Annotated in this window: 25 protein-coding genes; 12 read left to right on the top strand and 13 right to left on the bottom strand. The window is 72.0% G+C overall.

Annotation, left to right across the window (positions count from 1 at the left end; all coding sequences use genetic code 11):
* The first annotated feature begins 68 nt into the window (after positions 1 to 68).
* From V6U88_RS09235 to otsB, 3 genes are all read left to right on the top strand, one after another.
* Entirely contained in the window at positions 69 to 509 is a 441-nt protein-coding gene (locus tag V6U88_RS09235; RefSeq protein ID WP_334451571.1) for a helix-turn-helix domain-containing protein, read from the top strand.
* A 162-nt stretch (positions 510 to 671) separates the two neighbouring features.
* Positions 672 to 1,025 (top strand): hypothetical protein, encoded by a 354-nt coding sequence (locus V6U88_RS09230; RefSeq protein WP_334451570.1) that lies wholly within the window; start codon positions 672 to 674, stop codon positions 1,023 to 1,025.
* Positions 1,026 to 1,116: 91 nt separating this feature from the next.
* Entirely contained in the window at positions 1,117 to 1,944 is an 828-nt protein-coding gene (gene otsB / locus V6U88_RS09225) for a trehalose-phosphatase (RefSeq protein ID WP_334451569.1), read from the top strand.
* Positions 1,945 to 1,992: 48 nt separating this feature from the next.
* Here the strand turns inward: otsB and V6U88_RS09220 are convergent, their stop codons facing one another.
* The 4 genes from V6U88_RS09220 to V6U88_RS09205 form a co-directional block, all read right to left on the bottom strand.
* A complete protein-coding gene (locus V6U88_RS09220; protein WP_334451568.1) occupies positions 1,993 to 2,763 on the bottom strand; it encodes an isoprenyl transferase in 771 nt (256 codons plus the stop codon).
* Between the two features lie 46 nt (positions 2,764 to 2,809).
* Positions 2,810 to 3,958, bottom strand: a complete 1,149-nt coding sequence (locus V6U88_RS09215; protein ID WP_334451909.1) for a geranylgeranyl reductase family protein — start codon at positions 3,956 to 3,958, stop codon at positions 2,810 to 2,812.
* Positions 3,959 to 4,154: 196 nt separating this feature from the next.
* Positions 4,155 to 5,015, bottom strand: coding sequence for a hypothetical protein (locus V6U88_RS09210; RefSeq protein WP_334451567.1), 861 nt, complete (start codon positions 5,013 to 5,015; stop codon positions 4,155 to 4,157).
* 37 nt (positions 5,016 to 5,052) lie between these two features.
* Positions 5,053 to 6,897, bottom strand: a complete 1,845-nt coding sequence (locus V6U88_RS09205; protein WP_334451566.1) for a phosphoenolpyruvate carboxykinase (GTP) — start codon at positions 6,895 to 6,897, stop codon at positions 5,053 to 5,055.
* Between the two features lie 449 nt (positions 6,898 to 7,346).
* On the opposite strand from V6U88_RS09205, the gene V6U88_RS09200 reads away from it, so the two are divergent.
* A complete protein-coding gene (locus tag V6U88_RS09200) occupies positions 7,347 to 7,883 on the top strand; it encodes a GtrA family protein (RefSeq protein WP_334451908.1) in 537 nt (178 codons plus the stop codon).
* 62 nt (positions 7,884 to 7,945) lie between these two features.
* On the top strand, positions 7,946 to 8,662 hold the full coding sequence (locus tag V6U88_RS09195) for a GtrA family protein (RefSeq protein WP_334451907.1): 717 nt from the start codon (positions 7,946 to 7,948) through the stop codon (positions 8,660 to 8,662).
* Positions 8,663 to 8,732: 70 nt separating this feature from the next.
* On the opposite strand, the gene V6U88_RS09190 is transcribed toward V6U88_RS09195, so the two are convergent.
* Positions 8,733 to 9,305 carry a PH domain-containing protein gene (locus V6U88_RS09190; RefSeq protein ID WP_334451564.1) on the bottom strand — a complete coding sequence of 191 codons (573 nt, stop codon included), beginning with the start codon at positions 9,303 to 9,305 and terminating at the stop codon, positions 8,733 to 8,735.
* Between the two features lie 118 nt (positions 9,306 to 9,423).
* Complete coding sequence (locus tag V6U88_RS09185; RefSeq protein WP_334451562.1) at positions 9,424 to 10,299, bottom strand: biotin--[acetyl-CoA-carboxylase] ligase; 876 nt, start codon at positions 10,297 to 10,299, stop codon at positions 9,424 to 9,426.
* Positions 10,300 to 10,383: 84 nt separating this feature from the next.
* Between V6U88_RS09185 and V6U88_RS09180 the strand changes: the two genes are divergently transcribed.
* A complete protein-coding gene (locus V6U88_RS09180) occupies positions 10,384 to 11,967 on the top strand; it encodes an acyl-CoA carboxylase subunit beta (RefSeq protein ID WP_334451560.1) in 1,584 nt (527 codons plus the stop codon).
* 52 nt (positions 11,968 to 12,019) lie between these two features.
* On the opposite strand, the gene V6U88_RS09175 is transcribed toward V6U88_RS09180, so the two are convergent.
* The 4 genes from V6U88_RS09175 to V6U88_RS09160 form a co-directional block, all read right to left on the bottom strand.
* A complete protein-coding gene (locus V6U88_RS09175; protein WP_334451559.1) occupies positions 12,020 to 12,922 on the bottom strand; it encodes a hypothetical protein in 903 nt (300 codons plus the stop codon).
* Complete coding sequence (locus tag V6U88_RS09170; RefSeq protein WP_334451557.1) at positions 12,922 to 13,413, bottom strand: RNA polymerase sigma factor; 492 nt, start codon at positions 13,411 to 13,413, stop codon at positions 12,922 to 12,924. The genes V6U88_RS09175 and V6U88_RS09170 overlap by 1 nt, the downstream gene beginning before the upstream one ends.
* 63 nt (positions 13,414 to 13,476) lie before the next feature.
* A complete protein-coding gene (locus tag V6U88_RS09165; RefSeq protein ID WP_334451555.1) occupies positions 13,477 to 14,460 on the bottom strand; it encodes a ketopantoate reductase family protein in 984 nt (327 codons plus the stop codon).
* Positions 14,461 to 14,485: 25 nt separating this feature from the next.
* The gene (locus V6U88_RS09160) at positions 14,486 to 15,229 is read right to left on the bottom strand and encodes a M50 family metallopeptidase (RefSeq protein WP_334451553.1); all 744 of its coding nucleotides are present in this window, start codon (positions 15,227 to 15,229) and stop codon (positions 14,486 to 14,488) included.
* A 157-nt stretch (positions 15,230 to 15,386) separates the two neighbouring features.
* Between V6U88_RS09160 and V6U88_RS09155 the strand changes: the two genes are divergently transcribed.
* Positions 15,387 to 16,139: a GH25 family lysozyme gene (locus tag V6U88_RS09155; protein ID WP_334451552.1), complete on the top strand. Its 753-nt coding sequence runs from the start codon at positions 15,387 to 15,389 to the stop codon at positions 16,137 to 16,139.
* Positions 16,140 to 16,231: 92 nt separating this feature from the next.
* Here V6U88_RS09155 and V6U88_RS09150 read toward each other — a convergent pair whose 3' ends face one another.
* Positions 16,232 to 16,462: a hypothetical protein gene (locus V6U88_RS09150; RefSeq protein WP_334451550.1), complete on the bottom strand. Its 231-nt coding sequence runs from the start codon at positions 16,460 to 16,462 to the stop codon at positions 16,232 to 16,234.
* 89 nt (positions 16,463 to 16,551) lie between these two features.
* Positions 16,552 to 18,468, bottom strand: a complete 1,917-nt coding sequence (locus V6U88_RS09145; protein WP_334451549.1) for a serine/threonine-protein kinase — start codon at positions 18,466 to 18,468, stop codon at positions 16,552 to 16,554.
* A 91-nt stretch (positions 18,469 to 18,559) separates the two neighbouring features.
* Between V6U88_RS09145 and V6U88_RS09140 the strand changes: the two genes are divergently transcribed.
* On the top strand, positions 18,560 to 18,772 hold the full coding sequence (locus V6U88_RS09140) for an acyl-CoA carboxylase subunit epsilon (protein ID WP_334451548.1): 213 nt from the start codon (positions 18,560 to 18,562) through the stop codon (positions 18,770 to 18,772).
* Positions 18,773 to 18,923: 151 nt separating this feature from the next.
* Positions 18,924 to 19,376: a hypothetical protein gene (locus V6U88_RS09135; RefSeq protein WP_334451547.1), complete on the top strand. Its 453-nt coding sequence runs from the start codon at positions 18,924 to 18,926 to the stop codon at positions 19,374 to 19,376.
* Positions 19,377 to 19,731: 355 nt separating this feature from the next.
* Here the strand turns inward: V6U88_RS09135 and V6U88_RS09130 are convergent, their stop codons facing one another.
* Positions 19,732 to 19,881: a hypothetical protein gene (locus V6U88_RS09130; RefSeq protein ID WP_334451546.1), complete on the bottom strand. Its 150-nt coding sequence runs from the start codon at positions 19,879 to 19,881 to the stop codon at positions 19,732 to 19,734.
* Between the two features lie 891 nt (positions 19,882 to 20,772).
* Here V6U88_RS09130 and mycP point away from each other — a divergent pair.
* The 3 genes from mycP to V6U88_RS09115 are packed head-to-tail and all read left to right on the top strand — an operon-like array spanning position 20,773 to position 22,927.
* Positions 20,773 to 21,942 carry a type VII secretion-associated serine protease mycosin gene (gene mycP, locus V6U88_RS09125; protein ID WP_442934597.1) on the top strand — a complete coding sequence of 390 codons (1,170 nt, stop codon included), beginning with the start codon at positions 20,773 to 20,775 and terminating at the stop codon, positions 21,940 to 21,942.
* A complete protein-coding gene (locus V6U88_RS09120; RefSeq protein WP_334451542.1) occupies positions 21,939 to 22,217 on the top strand; it encodes a hypothetical protein in 279 nt (92 codons plus the stop codon). The genes mycP and V6U88_RS09120 overlap by 4 nt, the downstream gene beginning before the upstream one ends.
* A gap of 53 nt (positions 22,218 to 22,270) precedes the next feature.
* A complete protein-coding gene (locus V6U88_RS09115) occupies positions 22,271 to 22,927 on the top strand; it encodes a Maf family protein (RefSeq protein WP_334451540.1) in 657 nt (218 codons plus the stop codon).
* Positions 22,928 to 22,930 lie beyond the last annotated feature (3 nt).

The following is a 22,930-nucleotide window of genomic DNA, read 5'->3' as shown; positions in this document are numbered from 1 at the left end:
CGTCCCGTTCGCGTGACACCCGTACGGGCGGGCTCCCCGCCACGACCGTCCGGCCGTACCGTCACGGGGTGACCGAGACCGCCCCCGCCCGGAAGATCGCCTTCGCCAGCTTCGTCCGTCGGGCCCTGGACGACGCCCGCGCGATGCGGGCCTGGACCGGCACCGAGGTCTCCCGTCGCACCGGCGTCTCCCGGCAGACCATCAACCGCTGGGTCCGCGGCGACTGGGCCAGCGACCCGGAGGTCGAGCGGGTGGTCGCCTTCTGCGAGGGGCTCGGCCTCAACCCGGCCACCGCCTTCGCCGCGCTGGGCTGGGACCGGGCCGGCGCTCCGCGCAGCGCGGCGCCGGCGCCCCCGATGGATCCCGACGTGGAGGCGTTGCTGCGCCGGCTGGTCGACCCCGCCGTGTCAGAAGCGGAGAAGTTCCACATTCGGGAAACCATCCGATACCTCGCTTATCGCCCGACTCTGCCGGTGGATGACCGAAAACGAGACGAACGGGCCGGCTAGTTCCTCAGATGGCGAAAGAACGCCTGATCAGACCTCTTCGTTTCCCTACGGGCCAGGAACGGGCGCGCTAGCGTCCGTATTCGTACTGCTTGGGCTCGTCGTCGGCGGGGGGACGGGACAAGGCCGAACCCAGCCCTGCGGGACAGAAGGAGGGGTCTGTCCATGACCCTGAAATGGTGGGGAGTCGTGGTCGCGGCGGTGTCGCTGACATCGTTCGTGACCGCCAACGTCGCGGTAGGCGCGGTCGAGGGCGAGCAGATGCCGCTGTTCGTCAACCTCTTCGCGCTCACCACCGCCGGCACCGCGGTGGTGCTGGCGGTGGTCGCCGAGCTGCACGAGCGGCTCAACGACCGGGTCAGCGCACTGACCGAGTTCCTGGTCGCCCGGCTGAACGAGATCGAGGCGCAGGCCGGCGACCGGAACACCGGGTTCGTCGAGGGCTACCTGCTCAAGCACGGCCAGGATGCCTCGGTGGTGCCGTTCGGGCGAACCCGCCGAGGATCCGCCGAACGCTGACGACCACGGGGAAATTGCCGACCGGTGACGGCGTCGAGGCGTCATCGCGCGGCCACGAATGAGCCGCCGCCGCCGGGGTACGCTGTCGCGCGTGCCGCCGTTGAATCTGGGCAACCAGCAGCCGAAGACCCCGTTGGACGCCGACCACGCCTGGCGGGCCACCGCCGCGCGGGCGGCCCACACCGTGCTCTTCTTCGACTTCGACGGCACCCTGGCGCCGGTCGACGACGACCCGACCGCCGTGCAGCCCGCCCCCAAGGTGCTCGCCGCGCTGGAGGCGCTCGCCCCGGTGGTGCAGCGGGTGGCGATCGTCTCCGCGCGCCCGGTCGAGTTCCTCCGTGACCACCTCGGCGGCCTCGCCGGCGTCGACCTCTACGGCCTGTACGGCCTGGAGCACAGCCACTCCGGGGGCGAGACGGTCACCGAGCCGGCCGCCCTGCCCTGGGTGCCGACCATGGCCGAGCTGGCCGACCTGGCCCGGGCCGAGCTGCCGGCCGGCGCGCTGGTCGAGTTCAAGCGGTTGAGCGTCGCCCTGCACTGGCGTACCGCGCCGGGCCTGGGGCCGCAGATCGAGCAGTGGGGCCGGGCGCAGGCCGAGCGGCTGGGCCTGAAGGTGCAGGCCGGCCGGATGGTGCTGGAGCTCAAGCCGCCGGTCGACCGGGACAAGGGCCTGGTCATCGGCGAAATCGTGCGGGACGCCGGGGGCGCCTGGTACTTCGGCGACGACGTCTCCGACATCAAGGCGTTCGCCGCGCTGCGGGCCCGGGCCGCCGCCGACCCGGACTTCCTCGGCGTCTGCGTCGCCGTGGCCAACCCGGAGACCGGTCACGAGGTGGCCGACGCGGCCGACCTCACCCTCGACTCCCCCGCCGCCCTCGGCGACTTCCTCACCCGGGCCCTGCCCCACCTGACGACCTGACCGGCCGCCGCCGTCCCGCCGCCGCGGCGGCGGCGAGCGGGCTGAGCGTCAGACGCCGAAGCGGCGCTGGCGGGTGGCGTAGGAGCGCAGCGCGCGGAGGAAGTCCACGCGGCGGAAGTCGGGCCAGTTGAGTTCGCAGAAGTAGAACTCCGAGTGGGCCGACTGCCAGAGCATGAAGCCCGAGAGGCGCTGCTCACCGCTGGTCCGGATGATCAGATCCGGGTCCGGCAGGCCCCGGGTGTAGAGGTGCTCGGAGATGTGGTCCACGTCCAGCGCGCCGGCCAGCTCCTCGATGGTGCCGCCGTTGGCGGCGTGCTCCAGCAGCAGCGAGCGCACCGCGTCGGCGATCTCCCGCCGGCCGCCGTACCCGACGGCGATGTTGACCTGGGCGCCGCCGGCGCGGTCCCGGGTGCGTTCCTCGGCGGCCTTGAGGGCCTGGGCGTGGTGCGCCGGCAGCACGTCGAGCGCGCCGACCATCCGCAGCCGCCAGGGGTTGCCCTCCTCGGCCAGCTCGGTGGTCAGGTCCTCGATGATCTGGAGCAGCGGATCCAGCTCCTCCGCCGGCCGGGAGAGGTTGTCGGTGGAGAGCAGCCAGAGCGTGACGTGACCCACACCGGCGGCGTCGCACCAGCGCAGCAGCTCCTTGATCCGCTCGGCGCCCATCCGGTGCCCGTCGTTGGGGTCGACGAAGCCCATCTCCCGCGCCCACCTGCGGTTGCCGTCGCACATCACGCCGACGTGCCGGGGCACCGGTTTGCCCGCGAGCGACGCCGTCAGCCGGCGCTCGTACACGGAGTAGAGGAGGTTCCGCAGAGTCATCACCTTGCAGGGTAGCGACCCGCCCGGCCGATCGTGACCTCGGAGGTTAACTACGCGCCGAGAGACCGATGCCGATCATGGCCAGGGTGCGGGCGTCCAGCCGGCCGTCACCGAGCCCCAACTCGACGACGTTGCGGTAGACCCGGTCGTCGCGGCGGGCCGCCCGGACGGCGGCGTCGACCACTCGCCGGTGCCGGCCCAGCCAGGCGGCGACCGAGCTGTGCCGCAGGTGCGTGCCGAGCCGCCGGCGCAGCGCCCGGGCGTACCGGTCGGCCGCCCGCTCCGGTGCGGTCGCGGCGGCCGCGCCGGCCAGCGCCCCGGAGAGCAGCGCGTAGAAGATCCCCTCGCCGGTGAACGGGTTGATCAGGGAGAGCGCGTCGCCGGCCAGCACCACCCGGCCCCGGCCGGGGGACGGCCGGTGCGTCGACAGCGGCAGGTGGTGGGCGCGCAGCGCGGTCACCGTGGCCGGGTCGGTCGCCGGCAGCAGCGCGGCCAGCCGGTCCAGCAGGTGCGCGCGGCTCAGCGGCTCGCCCCGCAGCACCTCCCCGTACCCGACGTTCGCCCGCCCGTCGCCGATCGGGAAGGACCAGGCGTACGCCGGCCAGCGCGGCGCGGAGGTGACGATGAGCTGTTCGGGGGGGCCGGGCAGCGCCGGGGCGTACCCCCGGATGGCGAGCGCGAGGTGGCGGTCCGGGTTCGCCGGGTGGCCGAGCGCCCGGCGGACCACCGATCCGGCCCCGTCCGCGCCGATGACCGCCCGCCCGGCCACCTCCCCGTCGAGCACCACCCGGTCGTCGCGCGGCTCGACCCGGCGGACGGAGTGCCGGCGCAGCACCGCGCCGGCCGCCACCGCCGCCGCCACCAGCCGGGCGTCGAACACCTGGCGGGGCACCGTGTACGCGGGCCGGGGCAGCGCCCGGGCCACCGCCTGGCCGCCCGGGCCGACCAGGCGCAGGGCGGGCAGCGGGGCGTACCCGGTCACCGCGCCGGTCACCCCCAGCTCGGCGAGGACGTCCAGCGCGTGCGCGGCGATGCCGTCCCCGCAGGCCTTGTCCCGGGGGAAGTCGGACCGGTCGAGCAGCAGCACCCGGGCGCCTGCCCGGCGGGCGGCCAGCGCGGCGGCCGCACCGGCCGGCCCCGCCCCGACCACGATCACGTCGAACTCGTCGCTCACCGCGCCGCCTCCCGCCCGCAGCCGCCCACGGCCCCATCCTGCCCGCCCCACGCCCCCGACCCCCGCCGCCGCACCGACCCATCCACCCGCGCCCCCGGCTCACCCCTACCCGCCCGACACTGTTGATCAAGAAGTTTGCGTCGGGATTCGGTCCCGGTCCGACGCAAACTTCTTGATCAACGGGCTCGGGCGGCTCGGCCGGCCCGGTGGGGGGTGGTCAGGTGGGGGGTGGGGGTGTTTCGGCGTGGGTGGCGCGCCGGAGGCCGTAGAGGGCGAGGACGGCGGCGGCGACCAGCGGCGCACCGTCGCGGATCAGGCCGTCGACGCCGAGCAGCCACCAGCAGAGCGGCAGGTCGACGGCGAGCACCCCCAGGGTGATCGCCACCAGCAGGGTGCGGGCCCAGCGCCGTCCGCGCATCAGGAATGCGGTGCAGAGGAGCACCGCGTAGCTGACCGCGATGCCGGCGAAGAACCAGAACAGCACCGCCGGCACGGCGATCAGCCGGCCGTCCAGGATCGCGCCGCCGGCCACCAGCGCGGGCACCAGCATCAGCGGGCTGTACGTGAAGGCGGCGACCCGGCTGGTGAGCAGCCACCCGGTGACCGGCGGCCGCTTCGGGGCGGCCTCCCGCCAGGAGATCGTGCCGCCGGAGACCACCAGGGTCTTGCGGTGCCGGACGAGGTGCGCGCCGACCGCCTCCGAACGGTAGAGCAGCGCGACCACGCTCACGCAGAGCGCGGTGAGCAGGGCGAAGCCGAGCAGCCCGGGCAGCGGCGGCACCCCCTGCCGGGGCACCACCAGCCGGCCGACCGCGAAGACGGTGGTCACCGCGAGGATCAGCCCGAGCGGCTTGGCGACCGTACGACCCCGGTTGACGTGCCCGATCAGCAGCAGGAAGCCGAGCGAGCGGAGCATCGCCCAACCGGTGCGCACGGCCAGGCCGAACTCCTGCTCCGGGGCGTACCACCAGTTGAGCAGCTCGACCACGACGGTGGTCGCCGCCGTGACGGCGAGCAGGGTGGTCAGCGCCCGGACGGCGGACGGCCGCCGGACCTGGGTCTCGGCGGCCGTCCTCATGGGATCCGATGTTGCCCGGTACGGGCAACCGTCACACCTATTTCTGCGGCTGCTCCGCGTCGAGCCGGGCGCGCAGCGCGTCCAGCTCGGCCCAGAGGACACCCGGCAGCTTGTCGCCGAACTTCTCGAACCACTCGGTGACCAGCGGAAGCTCCTGGCGCCACTCCTCCGGGTCCACCTTGAGCGCGATCCGGACGTCCTCCGGGGTCATGTCCAGGCCCTCGACGTCCAGGGCGTCCTGGGTCGGGACCATGCCGATCGGCGTCTCGACCGCGTCGGCCCGGCCCTCGATCCGCTCGACGACCCACTTGAGCACGCGGGAGTTCTCGCCGAAGCCCGGCCAGAGGAAGCTGCCCTCGGGGTCCTTGCGGAACCAGTTCACGTAGTAGATCTTCGGCAGCTTGGCCTCGTCGCCGTCGACGCCCTTGCCCATCTCGATCCAGTGCCGGAAGTAGTCGCCGGCGTGGTAGCCGATGAACGGCAGCATGGCCATCGGGTCGCGGCGCACCACGCCGACCGCGCCGGACGCGGCGGCGGTGGTCTCCGAGGAGAGCGTGGCACCCATGTAGACGCCGTGCACCCAGTCGCGGGCCTCGGTGACCAGCGGGATGGTGTCCCGGCGACGGCCACCGAAGAGGATCGCGTCGATCGGCACGCCGTTGGGGTCGTAGTAGTCCTCGGCGAGGATCGGGCACTGCGTGATCGGGGTGCAGAACCGGCTGTTCGCGTGCGAGGAGAGGCTGTCGCTCTCCGGCGTCCAGTCGTTGCCCTTCCAGTCGATCAGGTGCGCCGGCGGCTCACCCATGCCCTCCCACCAGATGTCCCCGTCGTCGGTGAGCGCCACGTTGGTGAAGATGGAGTTGCCGCGGTCCAGCGTCCGCATGGCGTTGGCGTTGGTCTTCCAGTCGGTGCCGGGCGCGACGCCGAAGAGGCCGTACTCCGGGTTGACCGCGTAGAGGCGGCCGTCGGCACCGAAGCGCATCCAGGCGATGTCGTCGCCGATGGTCTCGACCTTCCAGCCCGGGATGGTCGGCTCCAGCATGGCGAGGTTGGTCTTGCCGCAGGCGGACGGGAACGCGCCGGCGATGTGGTAGACCTTGCCCTCCGGCGAGGTGATCTTGAGGATGAGCATGTGCTCGGCGAGCCAGCCCTCGTCGCGCCCCATCACGCTGGCGATGCGCAGCGAGTAGCACTTCTTGCCGAGCAGCGAGTTGCCGCCGTAGCCGGAGCCGAAGGACCAGATCTCCCGGCTCTCCGGGAAGTGCGAGATGTACTTAGTCTCGTTGCACGGCCAGGCGACGTCCTGCTGGCCGGGGGCGAGCGGGGCGCCGATGGAGTGCAGCGCGTGCACGAAGTCGACGTCGTCGCCCATCGCCTCGAGGACCTTGGCGCCCATCCGGGTCATGATCCGCATCGAGGCGACCACGTACGGGCTGTCGGTGATCTCGACGCCGAACATGGGGCTCTCGGCCTCGACCGGGCCCATGCAGAACGGGATGACGTACATGGTGCGTCCGCGCATGCTGCCGCGGTAGAGCTCGGTCATCGTCCGCTTCATCTCGGCCGGCGCCATCCAGTTGTTGGTGGGCCCGGCGTCCGCCTCGTCGACGGAGCAGATGAAGGTGCGCTCCTCGACCCGGGCGACGTCCGTCGGGTCCGTGCGCGCGTAGAACGAGTTGGGCTTCTTCTCCGGGTTGAGCCGGATCAGGGTGCCGGACTCGACCAGCTCGTCGGTGAGGCGCCGCCACTCCTCATCGGACCCGTCCACCCAGACCACGCGGTCGGGGGTGGTCAGTTCCGCGACTTCTCTGACCCAGGCGAGCAGCTTGGGATGGGTAGTCGGGGCCTGATCGATACCCCGAACAGTAGCCGGAGCAACCATGACACATCTCCTTGTGGTCGACGCTGACCGTTCTATGGATGCACGAGTCTGGCGGGCGCGAGCCGCGTCGCCATCGTGGAAACCTGGGATTGCGCTCAGCGTAAACCGGGCCGAGCCGCGAGTCAGTGGGACTGGTTGTGAAGAACTGCACAAGGTACGGCCCGGCTGCGGCATCACGAGCTAATACCCGCTTTCGCGCGCAGTTTCACGCAAATCCTGCGGCGAACTCTCGTCGCCCATCGGAACGGACGATGACGGACGGAGGAACCGGCCTTCCGGTGACGGACCCGTCGATGGACGATCCGCACGGCGATCGCCGCACGAGGAGTTACGCTCTCCTCACCGGCGGCGGTGCCGGACGACCGGCGTCAGGAGTGATCCGGCCCGGCTCGCCGTTGCTGCGCGTCCGGCTCGCTCCCGACCGGTACTCTCGGCGGGTGGCCGCGACGATGACCGGCGACCAGCCAGGGTCTCCGCAGACCCGTCCGAGCCTGGTCCGCACACTGCTGGACCGCTTCGGTCACCTCGTCCGCGAGCTGAGCAAGTTCGCCACCGTGGGCGGGATCGCCTTCCTCGTCGACTTCGCGCTCTTCAACTACCTGACGAGCGTGCGCGGCGTCGAGCAGGTGACCGCCAAGACGCTCTCCACCGTCGTCGCGGCCACCGTCGCCTTCATCGGCAACCGCTTCTGGACCTGGCGGCACCGCAAACGCTCCAACCCGGCCCGCGAGTACGCGCTGTTCTTCTTCTTCAACGCGGTGGGCCTGGGCATCGCCGTGGCCTGCCTGGCGCTCAGCCGGTACGGCCTGGGCAGCATCTGGCCCGGGGTGTTCCAGACGCCGCTGGCCGACAACATCGCCAGTTTCATCGTCGGCACCGGCCTCGGGACGCTGTTCCGGTTCTGGTCGTACCGACGGTTCGTCTTCGTGGAAGCGGGAAATCCCCCGGTTCTGGAGGCGGCGCACGACCGGCCGCCAAGGGCGTGACCTGCCGCCCACCCGTCCGGCCGGAACCTGCCGGCCCCGCCCACTGCCCTAAGGTGTTCCGCATGCGTCTTGTCCGTCTGCTGCCCGAGCGCTGGCAGAAGTTCATCCACGAGGCGCTCAAATTCGGCATCGTCGGCGGCATCAACACCGTCATCAATTACGCGGTGTTCAATGTCCTGGCACTCACCGTTTTTGTCAACGGTCAGCTGAAGGCGACCGTGATCGCCACCATCGTGGCGACGATCACGTCGTATCTGATGAATCGGCACTGGACGTACCGGGATCGACCGAAATCCGCGCTGAAGCGGGAATACGTCCTGTTTTTCCTCTTCAACGCGACCGGCCTCCTGATCGAGCTGGGCGTCCTCGCCGCCGCCAAGTACGGCCTCGGCGTCAACAGCCTGCTCGCGCTCAATGTGGCGAAGACCGGCGGCGTGCTGCTGGCCACCATGTTCCGGTTCTGGTCGTACCGGACCTTCGTGTTCCAGCCGGTGCCCGCGCACGCCGAGGAGACCTGGCACACGATCCACCGGGACGAGTGGGACACCATGGCCGAGATGGACCCGGTGGCCGAGCTGGCCGAGTCGATCAGCGAGCTGGAGGAGGCCCAGCAGCAGCCGGCGCAGCGCCAGGGCGCTCCGGCCGCCGAGCCGGTCTTCCGGCAGCCGAATGGACGCCCCGCCCCGCTCGACGCGGGCCTCGGCGGCACGGTCGACGCGGACCTCGACGCCGAATTGGCCGCGGAGCTGCAGGTCGGCACCCGCCGCCCCCGCCGCTGACGCCTCCCGCTGACGGCGGTCGTGGCGGTGTCCGCGCGGACACCGCCACCTCGACGAGCCGGAGGGCCGGTCAGTTGGTGGGATCGCGCAGCGGCTTGCCCTCGCGCATGTCCGCCAGGATGTCGCGCATCTCGCCGTCGCCCAGCGAGTGCTTGTCGTGGTGGGCCTCGACCAGCTCGTAGAGCTTGGTCTGCACCTGCCCCACGGACGGCACGTCGTGCAGCACGGACTGGCCGCGCTCACCCGCCGACTCGATGGTGAGCGTGCCGCAGCCGAGCAGCCGCTCGACGAAGCGCTGGCTCATCGCGTGGTCGTTGACCCGGGTGAGCGGGATGTCCCGCCGGTCCCGGGAGAGCACGCCCTGCTGGAGCAGCACCCGCTCGTTGGTGAAGAGGTAGTGCGTGCTGCGCCAGACCAGGAACGGCCAGAGACCCAGCCAGAGCGCCAGCACCAGGAACAGCCCGGCGATCACGTACAGCGCGATCGTGCCGCCGTCGCCGTCGGGCAGCAGGACCCAGCCCGCCACCACGGCGGCGACGCCGAGGACCAGCACCAGGATCGGCCGCAGCAGCGCCTTCCAGTGCGGGTGCAGATGCAGCACGACGTGCTCGTCCTCGGTGAGCACGTCTTCGGGGAACGCCACGGGAAACCTCCTCGGCACGGATCGGACGCGCTGACCGTAACCGGTCACCGCGACCCGGCGGATCAGCCGCGCGGGCCCGATCGCGCCCCACGGCCGCGCGGGCCGCCCACGATCCCGCTCAGCGCAGGTGCAGCACGTCCCCGGCGGCGAGCCGCCGCTCGCCGGCGCCCGTGTCGACCACCAGCTGGCCGTCGGCGTCCACGCCGGTGGCGAGGCCGGTCAGCTCGTCGCCGTCGGGCAGCAGCACCCGCACCCGCCGGTCGACCGTGGCGCAGGAGGCGAGGTAGGCGTCGCGCAGGCCGCTGGCCACCGCGTCGCCGCCGGCGCTACGCCAGCGGTCGTACCAGTCGGCGAGCGAGCGCAGCAGCGCCCGCAGCAGCGGGTCGCGGTCGGTGGCCGACGCGCCGGCCAGTTGCAGCGAGGTGGCCGGCAGGCCGGTCGGGTTCTCCGGCAGCTCGTCCTCGCGCAGGGTGACGTTGAGCCCGACCCCGAGCACGATCGCGGGCGGCTGGGCCGGGGACGTGCCCGGCACCGCCTCGGCCAGGATGCCGGCGCACTTGGCGTCGCCGACCAGCAGGTCGTTCGGCCACTTCAGCCGGGCCTCCAGCTCGGCCAGCCGGACCACCGCCTCGACCAGCGCGACGCCGGCGAGCAGCGGCAGCCAGCCGTACCCGGTGGGAGGTGCCGGCGGCCAGCCGCGGTCGGCGACGGCCTCGCCGGGCCGCAGCAGGACGCTGGTCGCGATGCCGGCCCGGGCGGGCGACTGCCAGACCCGGCCCCGCCGCCCTCGGCCGGCGGTCTGCCGCTCGGCCACCACCACCAGGCCCTCCGGCTCGCCCGCGCGGGCCGCCGCCACCGCGTCGGCGTTGGTGGAGCCGGTCTCGGTGCGCAGGTCCAGCCGGCGCCAGGGCCCCTGCGGCGCGGTCAGCGCCCGGGCCAGCCGCGCCGCCGACAGCGGCGGGCGGTCCAGATCGGTGTACGGCGAGCCCGGCATCCCGCCAGCCTACGGCGTTGCGACGGAGGGTATTGAGGCGTACTGCACAGCGGCGTCGTCCTGAACCATCGTTATATTCCCTGGGTGACTACCGAGACCGGGATCAACATCCACAGCACCGCGGGCAAGCTGGCGGACCTGGAGCGACGGGTCGACGAGGCGGTGCACGCCGGGTCGGCGCGCGCGGTCGAGAAGCAGCACGCGAGGGGTAAGAAGACCGCCCGGGAGCGGATCGAGCTGCTGCTCGACGAGGGCTCCTTCGTCGAGCTGGACGAGCTGGCCCGGCACCGGTCGACGGCATTCGGGCTGGAAAAGAACCGCCCGTACGGCGACGGCGTGGTCACCGGCTACGGCACGGTCGACGGCCGGCAGGTCTGCGTCTTCGCCCAGGACTTCACCGTCTTCGGCGGCTCCCTCGGCGAGGTCTTCGGCGAGAAGATCGTCAAGGTGATGGACCTGGCCATGAAGATCGGCTGCCCGGTGGTCGGCATCAACGACTCCGGCGGCGCCCGCATCCAGGAGGGGGTCGCCTCCCTCGGCCTCTACGGCGAGATCTTCTTCCGCAACGTCCGGGCCAGCGGCGTCATCCCGCAGATCTCGCTGATCATGGGTCCCTGCGCAGGCGGCGCGGTCTACTCCCCGGCGGTCACCGACTTCACCGTGATGGTCGACCAGACCTCGCACATGTTCATCACCGGCCCGGACGTCATCAAGACGGTCACCGGCGAGGACGTGGCGATGGAGGAGCTGGGCGGCGCCCGCACCCACAACTCGCGCAGCGGCAACGCGCACTACCTCGCCAGCGACGAGGAGGACGCGATCGAGTACGTCAAGGCGCTGCTGTCGTACCTGCCGTCGAACAACCTCGACGAGCCGGTGGTGTACGAGGCCCCCGCCGACCTCGACATCTCCGATGAGGACCGGGAGCTGGACACGCTCATCCCGGACTCGGCGAACCAGCCGTACGACATGCACCGGGTCATCGAGCACGTGCTCGACGACGGCGAGTTCCTGGAGGTGCAGCCGCTCTACGCGCAGAACCTCGTGATCGGCTACGGCCGAGTCGAGGGACGCCCGGTCGGCGTGGTCGCCAACCAGCCGATGCACTTCGCCGGCACCCTGGACATCGCCGCCAGCGAGAAGGCCGCCCGGTTCGTGCGTACCTGCGACGCGTTCAACATCCCGGTGCTGACCTTCGTGGACGTTCCCGGCTTCCTGCCCGGCACCGGTCAGGAGTGGGACGGCATCATCCGGCGCGGCGCCAAGCTGATCTACGCGTACGCCGAGGCGACCGTCCCGAAGGTCACGGTGATCACGCGCAAGGCGTACGGCGGCGCGTACGACGTGATGGGCTCCAAGCACCTCGGCGCGGACCTGAACTTCGCCTGGCCGACGGCGCAGATCGCGGTGATGGGCGCGCAGGGCGCGGTGAACATCCTCTACCGCTCCGAGCTGGCCGACGCCGAGGACCCCGCCGCCGTCCGGGCCGAGAAGATCGCCGAGTACGAGGACACGCTGGCCAACCCGTACATCGCCGCCGAGCGCGGCTACGTCGACAGCGTGATCCCGCCGCACGAGACCCGCGCGCAGATCGTCCGCGCGCTGCGGGTGCTGCGTACCAAGCGGGAGACCCTGCCGCCGAAGAAGCACGGCAACATCCCGCTGTAGCGGGCGGCTGTGCAGCTCCCCGTGTCCCTTGTGGGCGCGGGGAGCTGCCGGGTCAGCAGCGCGGGTGGGCGGCGACGCAGAGCCGACCGGCGGCGGTCCGCCCGAGCCCTTCCAGGTCGGCCTGGCTCAGGCCGGGGCCGGGACGGGTGCCGTCGGTCTTGAGGGTGTGCGGTCCGGTGGTGATCACGGTGACCAGGTCGCCGACCCGCACCACGACGGTGGCCTCCACCGGCGGGAGTTCGGGCGGGGTGCGACCGTCGGCGACGCTGACCGGCGCCAGCGCCAGGTGGCGCAGCAGCACCGACTCGTCGCCGGCGAAACCGCTGGCCGGCCGCTCCCACCGGTGCGGGGTCACGGTCGGCACCGTCCTGCCACGCACCTGTCCCGACCCCCTGGTCTCCCACTCTCCGCAGGTGTCGAGCAGCAGGGCGATGGTGCCGAAGAGCAGCCGGCTCTGCGCCGGACCGATCCGGTAGACGTCCTGGGTGAGCACCGGTGACGCGGCCCCGTCGGCCGCCGCCCGCAGCAGCGTCTGCGATCGGGAGTAGCGCGACCTCGCCGCCGCAGCCGACGGCACACCCCGCTCGCGGCCGCACGTCTCCAGCATCGGGTCGACCCGCACCGCCTCGCCCAGGCCGGCCTCACCCATCCGCACGTCGGTCTTCAGCCGCACGTCCTGCGGCGCGAGCATGGCCTCCCAGGGGATCTCGGCCGGCCCGGTTGCCGTCGACGCGGGGACGGCGGCAACCGGGGGCCCGGGAGGTGTCGGGTTGCCCGACCGGCCCGCCACCGCGTACCCGGAACCGGAGAGCACCGCGAGCACGGCGGTCGCCGCCAGCGCCGCCGTACGGCGGCTGCGACGCCGGGCCCGGGCGCGGATCTCCTCCGGTTCGGCCCAGCGGACCGCGCCCATGTCCCGGTGCAGCCGGTCGACGAAGCTCAGGTCCTCATGCATCAGGCCTCCTCCAGGTCGGACACGGCAAGCAGCCCGGCCAGCGCGGTGCGCCCCCGGGAGAGCCGGGCCTTCACCGTGCCCACCGGGGCCTCGGTCTGCCGGGCCACCTCGGCGACGGGCATCCCGAGCAGGTAGTACAGGGCCAGCGCCACCCGTTGCTCCTCCGGAAGCTGGCGCAGCGCGGCGACCACCTCGACGGTCTCGGTGCCCGGGGCGGGAATGCTCGCCTCCGCGCCATGGCGCAGATAGGCGCGGGCCCGGCTGCGCAGGCTGCGCCAGCGGCTGACCGCGATCCGGGCGGCCACCACCCGCACCCATGCCTCCGGGTCGTCGTACCCGCCGACGGTTGACCAGCGCTGCCAGGCCCGGATGTACGCCTCCTGCACGGCGTCCTGGGCCTCGGTCAGGTCGCCGGTCAGCACGTAGACGTACCCGAGCAGCCGTTGCCGGCTGCCCCGGTAGAACTCGTCGAACCCGTCGACGTCGGGCACCTGCTCACCTCCGGAGGGCGGTCGGAGGTGACACGCGCGGCGGCACCGCCACGGTTGCCCGGATCAGCTGATCATCTTCGCCAGCTCGGCGGGCGGGAAGCCGCCGGCCGGGATCCGCTCCCGGGCCGCCCGGCGCACCGCGGACGCGACGGCGGCGTTCACCGGGGTCGGCACCCCGTGCAGCCGGCCCAGCAGGACGATCTCGCCGTTGAGGTGGTCGACCTCGGTGGCGCCGACGCCCCGGGCCAGGCTCTGCCAGGTGGAGCTGCCGGAGCGTTCCTGCCCGTCGACCGGCCGGTGCCCGACCCGGTCGCTCCGCTCGGCGGCCTCCTCCTCGGTGCCGGTGTGCGCGATCCCGGCCGCCGCGAGCACGGCCTGCCCCTCGGCGCGGACCCGGTCGCGCAGGTCGGCGGGGACGTCGCGGCCGAGCAGCGCCTGGAGCCCGTTGCCGAGGTTGGCCAGCAGCTTGCCGTACTTCCACCGCATCACGTCGTCGCGCACCGGGACGACGAAGCCGGCGCCGAGGAGGTCGGCGGCCACCGCGTGGTCCAGCGCGTCCGAGCCGGACGGGTAGCGCCCCAGGTGCAGCATTCCCGGGTGCGGGTACCCGTTGGCGACGACCACGCCCGGCTCCAGGTGGGTGGCGGGCAGCCAGACGCAGACCGCGTGGACCCGGGCGAAGAGGCGCAACGCGGCCGGCTCGTTGGCGACCCCGTTCTGGGCGGTGAAGAGCGGCAGCCGCTCGCCGGCCGTTCCACCGCCGGCGACCGGCGCGTCCGCCCAGGCGGCCAGCGCGGCCGGGGTGTCCTGCGACTTGACGGTGAGCATCAGGACGGTGTCGGCGGGCAGCGGCCGCTCCCCCGGAGCGTCGATGGCCGGGCCACGCCAGGTCACCGTGCCGTCCGGGGTGCGCAGGGTCAGCCCGCGCCGCCGGATCGCGTCCAGGTGCGCGCCGCGGGCCACCAGCGTCACGTCGTGGCCGGCCTCTCCCAGCCGTACGCCGATGGTGCCGCCGACCGCGCCCGCCCCGATGATCACGTACCGCATGCGGCCATTCTGCTCCCCGACCGGGTCAGATCGTCAGGCCGGCGTCGGTGAGGATCGGGCCGGCGAGCAGCGCCGCGCCGACGGCCAGGGCGAGCAGGTTCACCAGCCCGAACACGGCCACCCAGAACAGCGCGGGGAACGGGGTCAGCCGGGCCAGCTGGTCCGCGTCGGACTGCGGCATCCGTCCCCGGCTGCGCAACCGTTGCAGCTCCACCACCGGCCGTACGCCGCCGAGCAGCAGGAACCAGACGCCGGTCCAGGCGAAGGCGGCCTGCACCTGCGGCGAGGCGTACCAGGAGACGGCGAGCACCACCCCGCCGGTGACCAGCAGCGACAGCACGCCGAAGACGTTGCGGATCAGCACCAGCATCGCCAGCAGCAGCGCCACCGCCACCCAGAGCAGCAGGGTGATCCGGTTGCCGCCGAGCAGCCAGGCGCCGGCGAGGCCGACCAGCGACGGGGCGACGTACCCGGCGAGCAGGGTGAGGATCATGCCGGGGCCGCTGGGGCGCCCGGCGGAGAGGGTGAGGCCGGAGGTGTCCGAGTGCAGCCGGATGCCGTGCAGCCGGCGCCCGGTGAGCAGGGCCGCGAGGGCGTGTCCGCCCTCGTGCGCGATGGTCACCGCGTTGCGGGCGATCCGCCAGGGCAGCCGGGTGGCGACCACCGCCAGCGCGACGAGGGCGGTGACCAGGACAAGCAGCGGGGGTGGGTCGGGCTGCGCGCCGAGAAGCTTGTCCCAGGTCTCACTCAACCCGTCGATCGACACCATGGGCGGGGAGCCTACCGGTACGGCCCGGCTGACCGATACGGATCAGGTGGGCCGCCACATACGTACGTCGATGAAAATTTCCTTAACCCCTCTTGTGATCTAGGGCAACTACCTCCAAGGATTGGCGTCAATCGATCGGCGTCCTCGGGAGGCAGTCATGACCCGTACCAGATTTTTCCTGCGCCGGCTCCTCGCCGCCGGCCTCACCGTCGCCGCCACCGCGGCGGCGGCCCTCGTCGGGACCGCCGGACCGGCGGCCGCGGCCACCACCCCCGGCATCGACGTCTCCCACTACCAGGGCTCCATCAACTGGACCAGCGTCCGCAACGCCGGCATCCAGTTCGCCTTCATCAAGGCCACCGAGGGTACGAGCTACAAGGACCCGAACTTCAACGCCAACTACACCAACTCCTACTACGCCGGCGTGATCCGTGGGGCGTACCACTTCGCCCGGCCGAACATCTCCTCCGGCGCCACCCAGGCCAACTACCTGGCCTCCAACGGTGGCGCCTGGTCGGCCGACAGCCGCACGCTCCCGGCGGCGCTGGACCTCGAGGCCAACCCGTACAGCGGCGGCTACTGCTACGGCCTGAGCACGACCGGCATGCGGAACTGGGTCCAGGACTTCCTCAACACCTACCGCTCGCGCACCGGGCGGTACGCGGTCATCTACACCACCACCAGCTTCTGGAACCAGTGCACCGGCAGTTGGACCGGCCCCTGGGCGAACCACCCGCTCTGGATCGCCCGCTGGTCCACCAGCCCCGGCACCCTGCCGGCCGGTGCCCCGTTCTGGAGCTTCTGGCAGTACACCGCCACCGGTCGGGTTTCCGGGATCAGCGGTGACGTCGACCGCAACTACTGGAACGGCGACCGGACGCGGCTGATCGCGCTGGCCAACAACACCTGATCGGCAGCCGCACGCGAACGGCGGCAGCGGGACCGGTGGTCACCCCTGAGGGGTCGACAACCCGTCCGGCTGCCGCCGTCGTCCGTACGCGTTCAGACCCGGCGTCGCGTGGCCATCGACACGGGCACGGCCTCCCGGCCGGCCAGTGCGGACCGCCGGGACAGGCGCCAGGCGGCGACTCCGGCGGCGGTGACCGTCACGACGGCGAACAGCGCCACCAGCGCCGGCATACCGGCACTGACCAACAGCAGAACGATGTCGCCGAGGGCAACGAGCATCCACAGTGCCAGCCGGGGGCGGGCGTCCTTGCGTCGGTAACCCATGTCGTGCCTCCTTCCGTCGTCACTGGAGAGATACCCCGGACGACGAAAGGTCATGCGAATGCATTTCACACGGATGCAATTCCCGTGTGTCAGCCCTGGCGGTCGGGCTGGAATCCCTTGACGATCACGTCGAAGTTGGCGAGCTGGGCCTGCCAGTCCTTCTCGGCGACCTCCCACCGGATGGCGTAGCCCCGGTTGCTGGCCGTCACGAAGCCCCGGTTGCGCACGTGGATGCGGGTGTTGTCCCGGCTTTCCAGCCACTCCCAGTCGGCGCAGGTCCGGTGCCAGTCGCAACGCTCGATGCCGAGCAGCTGGTAGTTGTTGACGAACTTGCGGCGGTCCGGCTCGATCGCCTTCCAGTCGGCGTACGCGTCGGGCTTCGGGTTGCTCGTCCACTGCACGAGCATCTCGCCCACCCCGCCGCGCTGGAAGAACACGACCGTGTCCGAGCTCGTGCGGCGGGCGCTCCAGCCCGCTGGGAGTGGAACGGAGAAGGTCGGTCCCTTGTGCAGGCTCCAGCCCGCCGGCAGCGCGTTCGGGTCCGTCGAGGGGGTGGCCGAGGGCGTCGGGCTGGGTGGGGCGGCGCTGGTCGGCGCTGGTGCGGCCGGGGCCGACGTCGGGACAGCGGCCGACGAGGTCGCCGCGGCGCCCGTGGGACCGCCGGCCTGCTGCCCGCCCTGCTCCGGGTCGTTCCCGCCCCGGCCGAGCAGCGGCACCAGCACCGCGAGACCGACCAGCAGCACCAGCACCACCGCGCCGATCAGCAGGTTCCGCTTCTGCCGGCCGCGCTTCGTCCCGTCGTACACCGAACCGGGAACGCGCTCGGCGGGCGCCGGCGCGGGCGCGGGGCTCACCGGCGCCGGCATGACCGACGTGGGGTTGCTCGGCTTCTTGGGCGGGTCCACCTTCGCCGTCGGCTCGGCGTCGGCGGCCGGACGCGGCGGGTCGACCTTGGCGGTCGGCGCGGCGTCCGCGCCCGGCGGCGTCGTGTTCGTCTCGTCCTCGGCGGCCGCGGCGACCCCGGCGGCACCCGCCGCGGCCTCAGCTCGCGGCGCGGGGGGCTTCGGCGTCGACTCGGCACTCGTTTCGGCCGGGCGCGGGGCCGGCACCAGCGGCTTACGCGGCTCACGCGGGCCGTTCGGCCCCGGCCGGCGTACCCCGTCCAGCAGCGAGATCCCCTTGGCGCGCTTGCCACCGGCCCGGCGCAGCAGGCGCTCGGCCACCTCGGCGGTGATCCGCTCCTTCGGGTCCTTGCGGAGCAGGCCCTGGAGCACCGGCTTGAGCGGCCCGGCGTTCTTCGGCGGCGGCAGCGGCTCGGTCGCCAGGGCGGCCAGCGTGGCGATCGCCGACGGCCGGGCGTACGGCGACTTGCCCTCCACGGCGGCGTAGAGCGTCGCGCCCAGCGACCACAGGTCCGCCTCGGGACCGGCCGTGCCGTCCTTGGCCCGCTCCGGCGCGATGTACGCGGGCGAGCCCAGGACCATGCCGGTGCGGGTCACGTTCGGGTCGCCGGGGATGGTGGCCAGACCGAAATCGGTCAGCACCACCCGGCCGTCGTTGCCGAGCAGGACGTTGCCGGGCTTGATGTCGCGGTGCATCACGCCGGCCTTGTGCGCCGCCTTCAGCGCGCCGAGCACACCGAGCCCGATCTCCACCGCACGCGCCGGCGTCACCGGGCCGTCCTCGGCGAGAGTGTCCTGCAGCGACTTCGAGGCGACGTACTCCATGACGATCCACGGGTCGCCGTCGGTACGCAGCACGTCGAAGATGCGGACCACGTTGACGTGGTTCAGCCGGGCGATGGCCCGGGCCTCACGCAGCGAGCGTTCGCGCATCTCGCGGCGCTCGTCATCGGTGAGACTGGGCGGCGGGACGAGCTCCTTGATGGCCACGTCCCGGTGCAGGACCTCGTCACGCGCCTTCCATACTCGACCCATGCCGCCCTGACCGAGCGGCGAGATGAGCCGGTACCGGTCAGCGACAAGTTGGGGAAGCGCGTCAGACATCGGAGAGACCGTACCCGGCGCCGTCGATCCTCACACCGGCGGCACGCCACTGTGCGGTGAAGGTCAAGTTCGTGACGCGTACGCTGACGCCATGTCTGCCGAAGAGCCGCTGTTCCGTGTCGTCCGGGGCGTCCCGACCGCCGACGAACTGGCCGCGCTGGTGGGTGCGATCGTCGTCCGGTCCCGGCCGGCCGCCGCGCCCGCGCCGGTGACCACCTCCGCCTGGGCGCGCAGCAGCCGCCCGGCCCTCGCAGCGCCCGCCGCCGGGCCCGGCGCGTGGCGCGCCTCCGGCCTGCCCCGCTGACCCTCCCCACGGATCCGAGCGGACTGAGCTGGGGCATCCGAGCGGACTGAGCTGGGGCGTAGCCACCCAGATGTGCTCAGGGCTGCCGCGATCCCGCCGCACCCACTAACCTCACTCAGGGAAACGGGGCCGTGACGGGTAGGGAGGATCGATGATCCCTGAGGAGGACCGCCCAGCTTCCTGGCTGCGCGACTACGGCGGCATCGAGGCCGACATCCGCCAGATGAGCGAGTTCGCCGATCGGCTCCAGGCCGAGGTCGAACGCAACTACGCGCCACACCTGTCGTACATCGCCGACGACATGAGAGCCGCCGTCCCCAACCCCTGCGACGCCTTCGTCGAGCTGGTGCAGTTCCTGCACGCCCACTGGGAGACCCAGCAGGCCACCGCCACCATGGTGCACGACCTCGGCGGGGCCACCGGCCACCTGGCCTCCGCAGCCGGCCGGATCGCCGCCGACTACCGGGGCGCCGACGCCTTCGCCTCCGCCCGGGTGGCCGACGTGGAGGCAGCGCTGGCCAACCCGTACTCCACCATGCCCGGCGGCCGACCCCGGTTGCCCGATCCCACCGGCCCGGACGGCGGGCCGGTGGTGCTGCCGTGATCGAGAGGGGCAGCGGCCGGACCTCCGGCCTCACCGACTGGCAGCTGATGGACGTGCTCAGCATGTGGGCCTGCGTCCAGGACCACGAGACCCAGGGACACTGGAAGCAGGTCGCCGGCTGGCGCAAGGTCTGCGACCTCGCGATGACCCACCTGCGGCGGCTGCACGAGTACCGGCGGAGCCTGGCCGAGGCGTGGCCCCCGGAGACCAACGCGGCCGCGCGGGCGTACCTGGGCGAACTCGACCAGCTCATCGACCGGGTCCAGCGCACCCACGACGCCGCCGCCGCCAACCACGACGCGCTGGCGGCCGCCACCCGCGCCATCGACAGCGCCCGGCCCGAGTTGAAGCGGCTCTACGAGCAGTACTCGACGAAGCTCCAGCAGAAGCGGTCGTACGAGGCGACGCTGGCCGATCCCAAGGCGGCGGCGGGCAGTCGGGTGGTCGACCCGCCGGTGACGGACGTGGAGTTGGAGCAGCTGAACAGCAAGGCCCGGGGGATCATGTACGGGTTGAGCGGCGAACTCCAGCAGGCCCAGGTGATGCTCCGTCAGCCTCCCCCGCGTTCCGCTCCGGGCCGGCACAATGACAACCCCGACGCCTATGGGGTGAGCCCAGCTCCGATCATTCCTCCGGTTGTGCCAGTGCCGTTTGCGGTTTCTAGTGGGGCACCGCCGGTAGGCCGACCTAGAGTCACGGGGCCCGTCCCGACGCCTACTGCACCGAGCATCGGTCCGGTGCTTGGCGGAGCTGGCACCGGGCTGGCGCCCACCCCGAGCGCTCCCGGGCTGCCTAGCCGTGCATCAACCAGCCCAATCAACTCATCATCTGCCATTGGAATACCACCCACCCTGCCGCCAGCGACCGGCGCTCCTTCCGATCGGGCAGCCCATGGGGGCGGACGGAAGGGCCAGGCCGGACCCGTTAGCCGTCCGGTCGGCGGTGGGGCCAATCAATCCCCACATGCCGCACACCCAGTTCCGCCACGCCCGATGCCGTCAGGCGGCTTGATCGGGGGCGTTCCCGGTATGGCTCTCGGCCAGCCAGCCGGAGGCGCCTCGCCTCGGCGGGTTAATCCGGTGGGTGGCGTGATCGGGGGAGGCGGAGCCGGGACAGCTCCGACCGGCGCCGCTGGCTCCCGCCCTGGGGGAGGTCGAGCCCAATTTAGTGGTGTCCACGGAATGCCTCCCATCGGCGGAGCGCCCGGTATGGGCGGCAGTGCTCACGGGATGAGTGGGGCAACCGGGAGGCCGTCGAAGCGGCAGACAGCTGAGGGTGACTCCCGACGCTGGGACCCTGACCACCCGTGGGATACCGACCAGGGAGTGAACCCGGTGGTCCGTCCGCCAGACGAGGAGGGTCCCATCGACCCTGGCCCGGCCATCGGCTTCAACCGGTGAGCAGTCGCACGACCCGTTTAGCCCTTATTGCACTGCTCCTATTAGCGACTGCGGGGCTCTCGCCAATCTCTTCAGCCCGGGCCACTCCTAAACCGACAGGGGCCGAGCGGGTGCGCGGCGACCAGTGGCATCTAGCTTTCCTAAATGTCCCGAGGGCGCATCGGATTAGTCAAGGCGAGGGAGTCACAGTCGCAATCCCCGATACTGGAGTCGACCCCCATCCTGATCTGCGAGGAAATCTTCTCAGGGGGACCGACATCGTTCCGGGCGGCAGCGGAGACGGCCAACAAGATCGCGATAGCCACGGTACGTCGATGGCCGGGCTCATAGCCGCTCACGGTCAAGGGGCGAACACTGGTGCGTTGGGAATCGCACCTAAGGCAAAGATCCTGCCGATCCGGTCAAGGATCATCAATACTGAGGGGGACACCGAAACCCTTGCTGCCAGCGTTGAGTGGGCGATCTCCCACGGTGCAGATGTAATCAGCATCTCCGCCGTCGCTGGCGCGAGCGCGCGACTTCAGCGAGCAATAAGAGCGGCTCTTCAGGCAAACATCGTCGTGGTTGCGGCAGCCGGTAACCGCCCAGAAGACATAGGAGTCGGATACCCCGCGTCGGAAGAGGGGGTCATCGCGGTAGGTGGCGTCGACCAAGCTGGCGTACATGCGGCCGTCGCGGTGACTGGGTTGGAAATTGACGTCGTCGCCCCAGCAGTGGGCATTTACAGCACCAGCTATGACGGGAAGTACTCAGAGGGCAACGGAACATCCGGTGCCACTGCCATAGTCGCCGGAGCCGCAGCCCTAATCCGAGCCAAGTATCCGTACCTGCCTCCTGAGGAGGTAGTACACCGACTCACGGCCACTGCGGTGGACAAGGGACGGCCCGGCCGTGACGATGAGTACGGCTATGGCGTCATCGATTTGGTAGCAGCTCTGACAGCAGACGTGCCTCCGCTCGGTTTTCAGTCGGAGGCGGCGACCTCACCGTCCGACGGCCACTCGATCACGACGGCCACTGCGGAGCCGGCCAGTAGCGCAGGCGCCGACAGCTCGACTGCCCGTGGCCTGGCCACCCTCGGCGTCATCGTCGCCGCGAGCGCCGGCTACCTGCTCTGGCGGCGGCGCCGCAACGCTCACGATCCGCCGCCGCGGATCAGCCGTTGACCACCGGCACCCATCGCTTCCGGGTCGACGCGGTGTTCGACCTGCCTGCCCGGCGCGGAATCGTCGCCTGCGGGAGCATGCTCGACGGCGTACCGATCGGCACGGTCCGCTTCGTGGACGAACTGACCGGTGCGCCGGTCCGAGTCATCGGCGTCGACTTTTCCACCCCGACGACGCGGCGCACCGGTCAGCACCTTCTCGTGGTCTCCAGGGAGGACGCCGCGCTGGCCCACCCGGGTCGGGTCTGGGCAGGGCATGTCCTCCCCGAGTCCTGACGCCCGGCCGGTCGACCGCCCCTCCCCGTAGCGCAGCCGGTAGCGTCGGAAACGTGCCGAACTCTCTGCCACTGCGCCTCGTCCTCGCCAGCCAGAGCCCCGCCCGCCGCAAGCTCCTCCAAGCTGCCGGGATCGAACCCGACGTGCTGGTGAGCGGCGTCGACGAGTCCCAGGTGGTCGCGGACCGGGCCGAGGATCTGTGCCTGGAACTGGCCCGGCTCAAGGCGCTCGCGGTGCTCGACCGGCTGCGCGCCACCCCGGACGAGCGCACGCTGGTGCTCGGCTGCGACTCGGTGCTCGCCTTCGACGGCGAGATCCTGGGCAAGCCGGCGGACGCGGCCGACGCCACGGAGCGCTGGCGGCGGATGCGGGGTCGCAGCGGGGTGCTGCACACCGGGCACTGCCTGATCGACGTGACGCACGAGGCCCGGGCGGAGGCGGTGGCGTCGACGGTCGTGCACTTCGCCGACGTCAGCGACGGGGAGATCGCCGCGTACGTGGCGACGGGCGAGCCGCTGGCGGTGGCCGGGGCGTTCACCATCGACGGGCTGGGCGGAGCCTTCCTGACCGGGATCGAGGGCGACCCCGGCACGGTGGTGGGGCTCAGCCTGCCGCTGCTGCGTCGTCTCCTCGGCGAGCTGGAACTGAGCATCACCGACCTGTGGACGAAGGTCGCGCCGGGAGGCCAGGAGGTCGAACATCTCGGCTAGCGT

Source organism: Micromonospora sp. CPCC 205739 (genome assembly GCF_036906795.1).
GTDB lineage: Bacteria > Actinomycetota > Actinomycetes > Mycobacteriales > Micromonosporaceae > Micromonospora.
The sequence above is the reverse complement of the archived record's forward strand: the minus strand, read 5'-3'. Positions and strand labels throughout refer to the sequence as shown.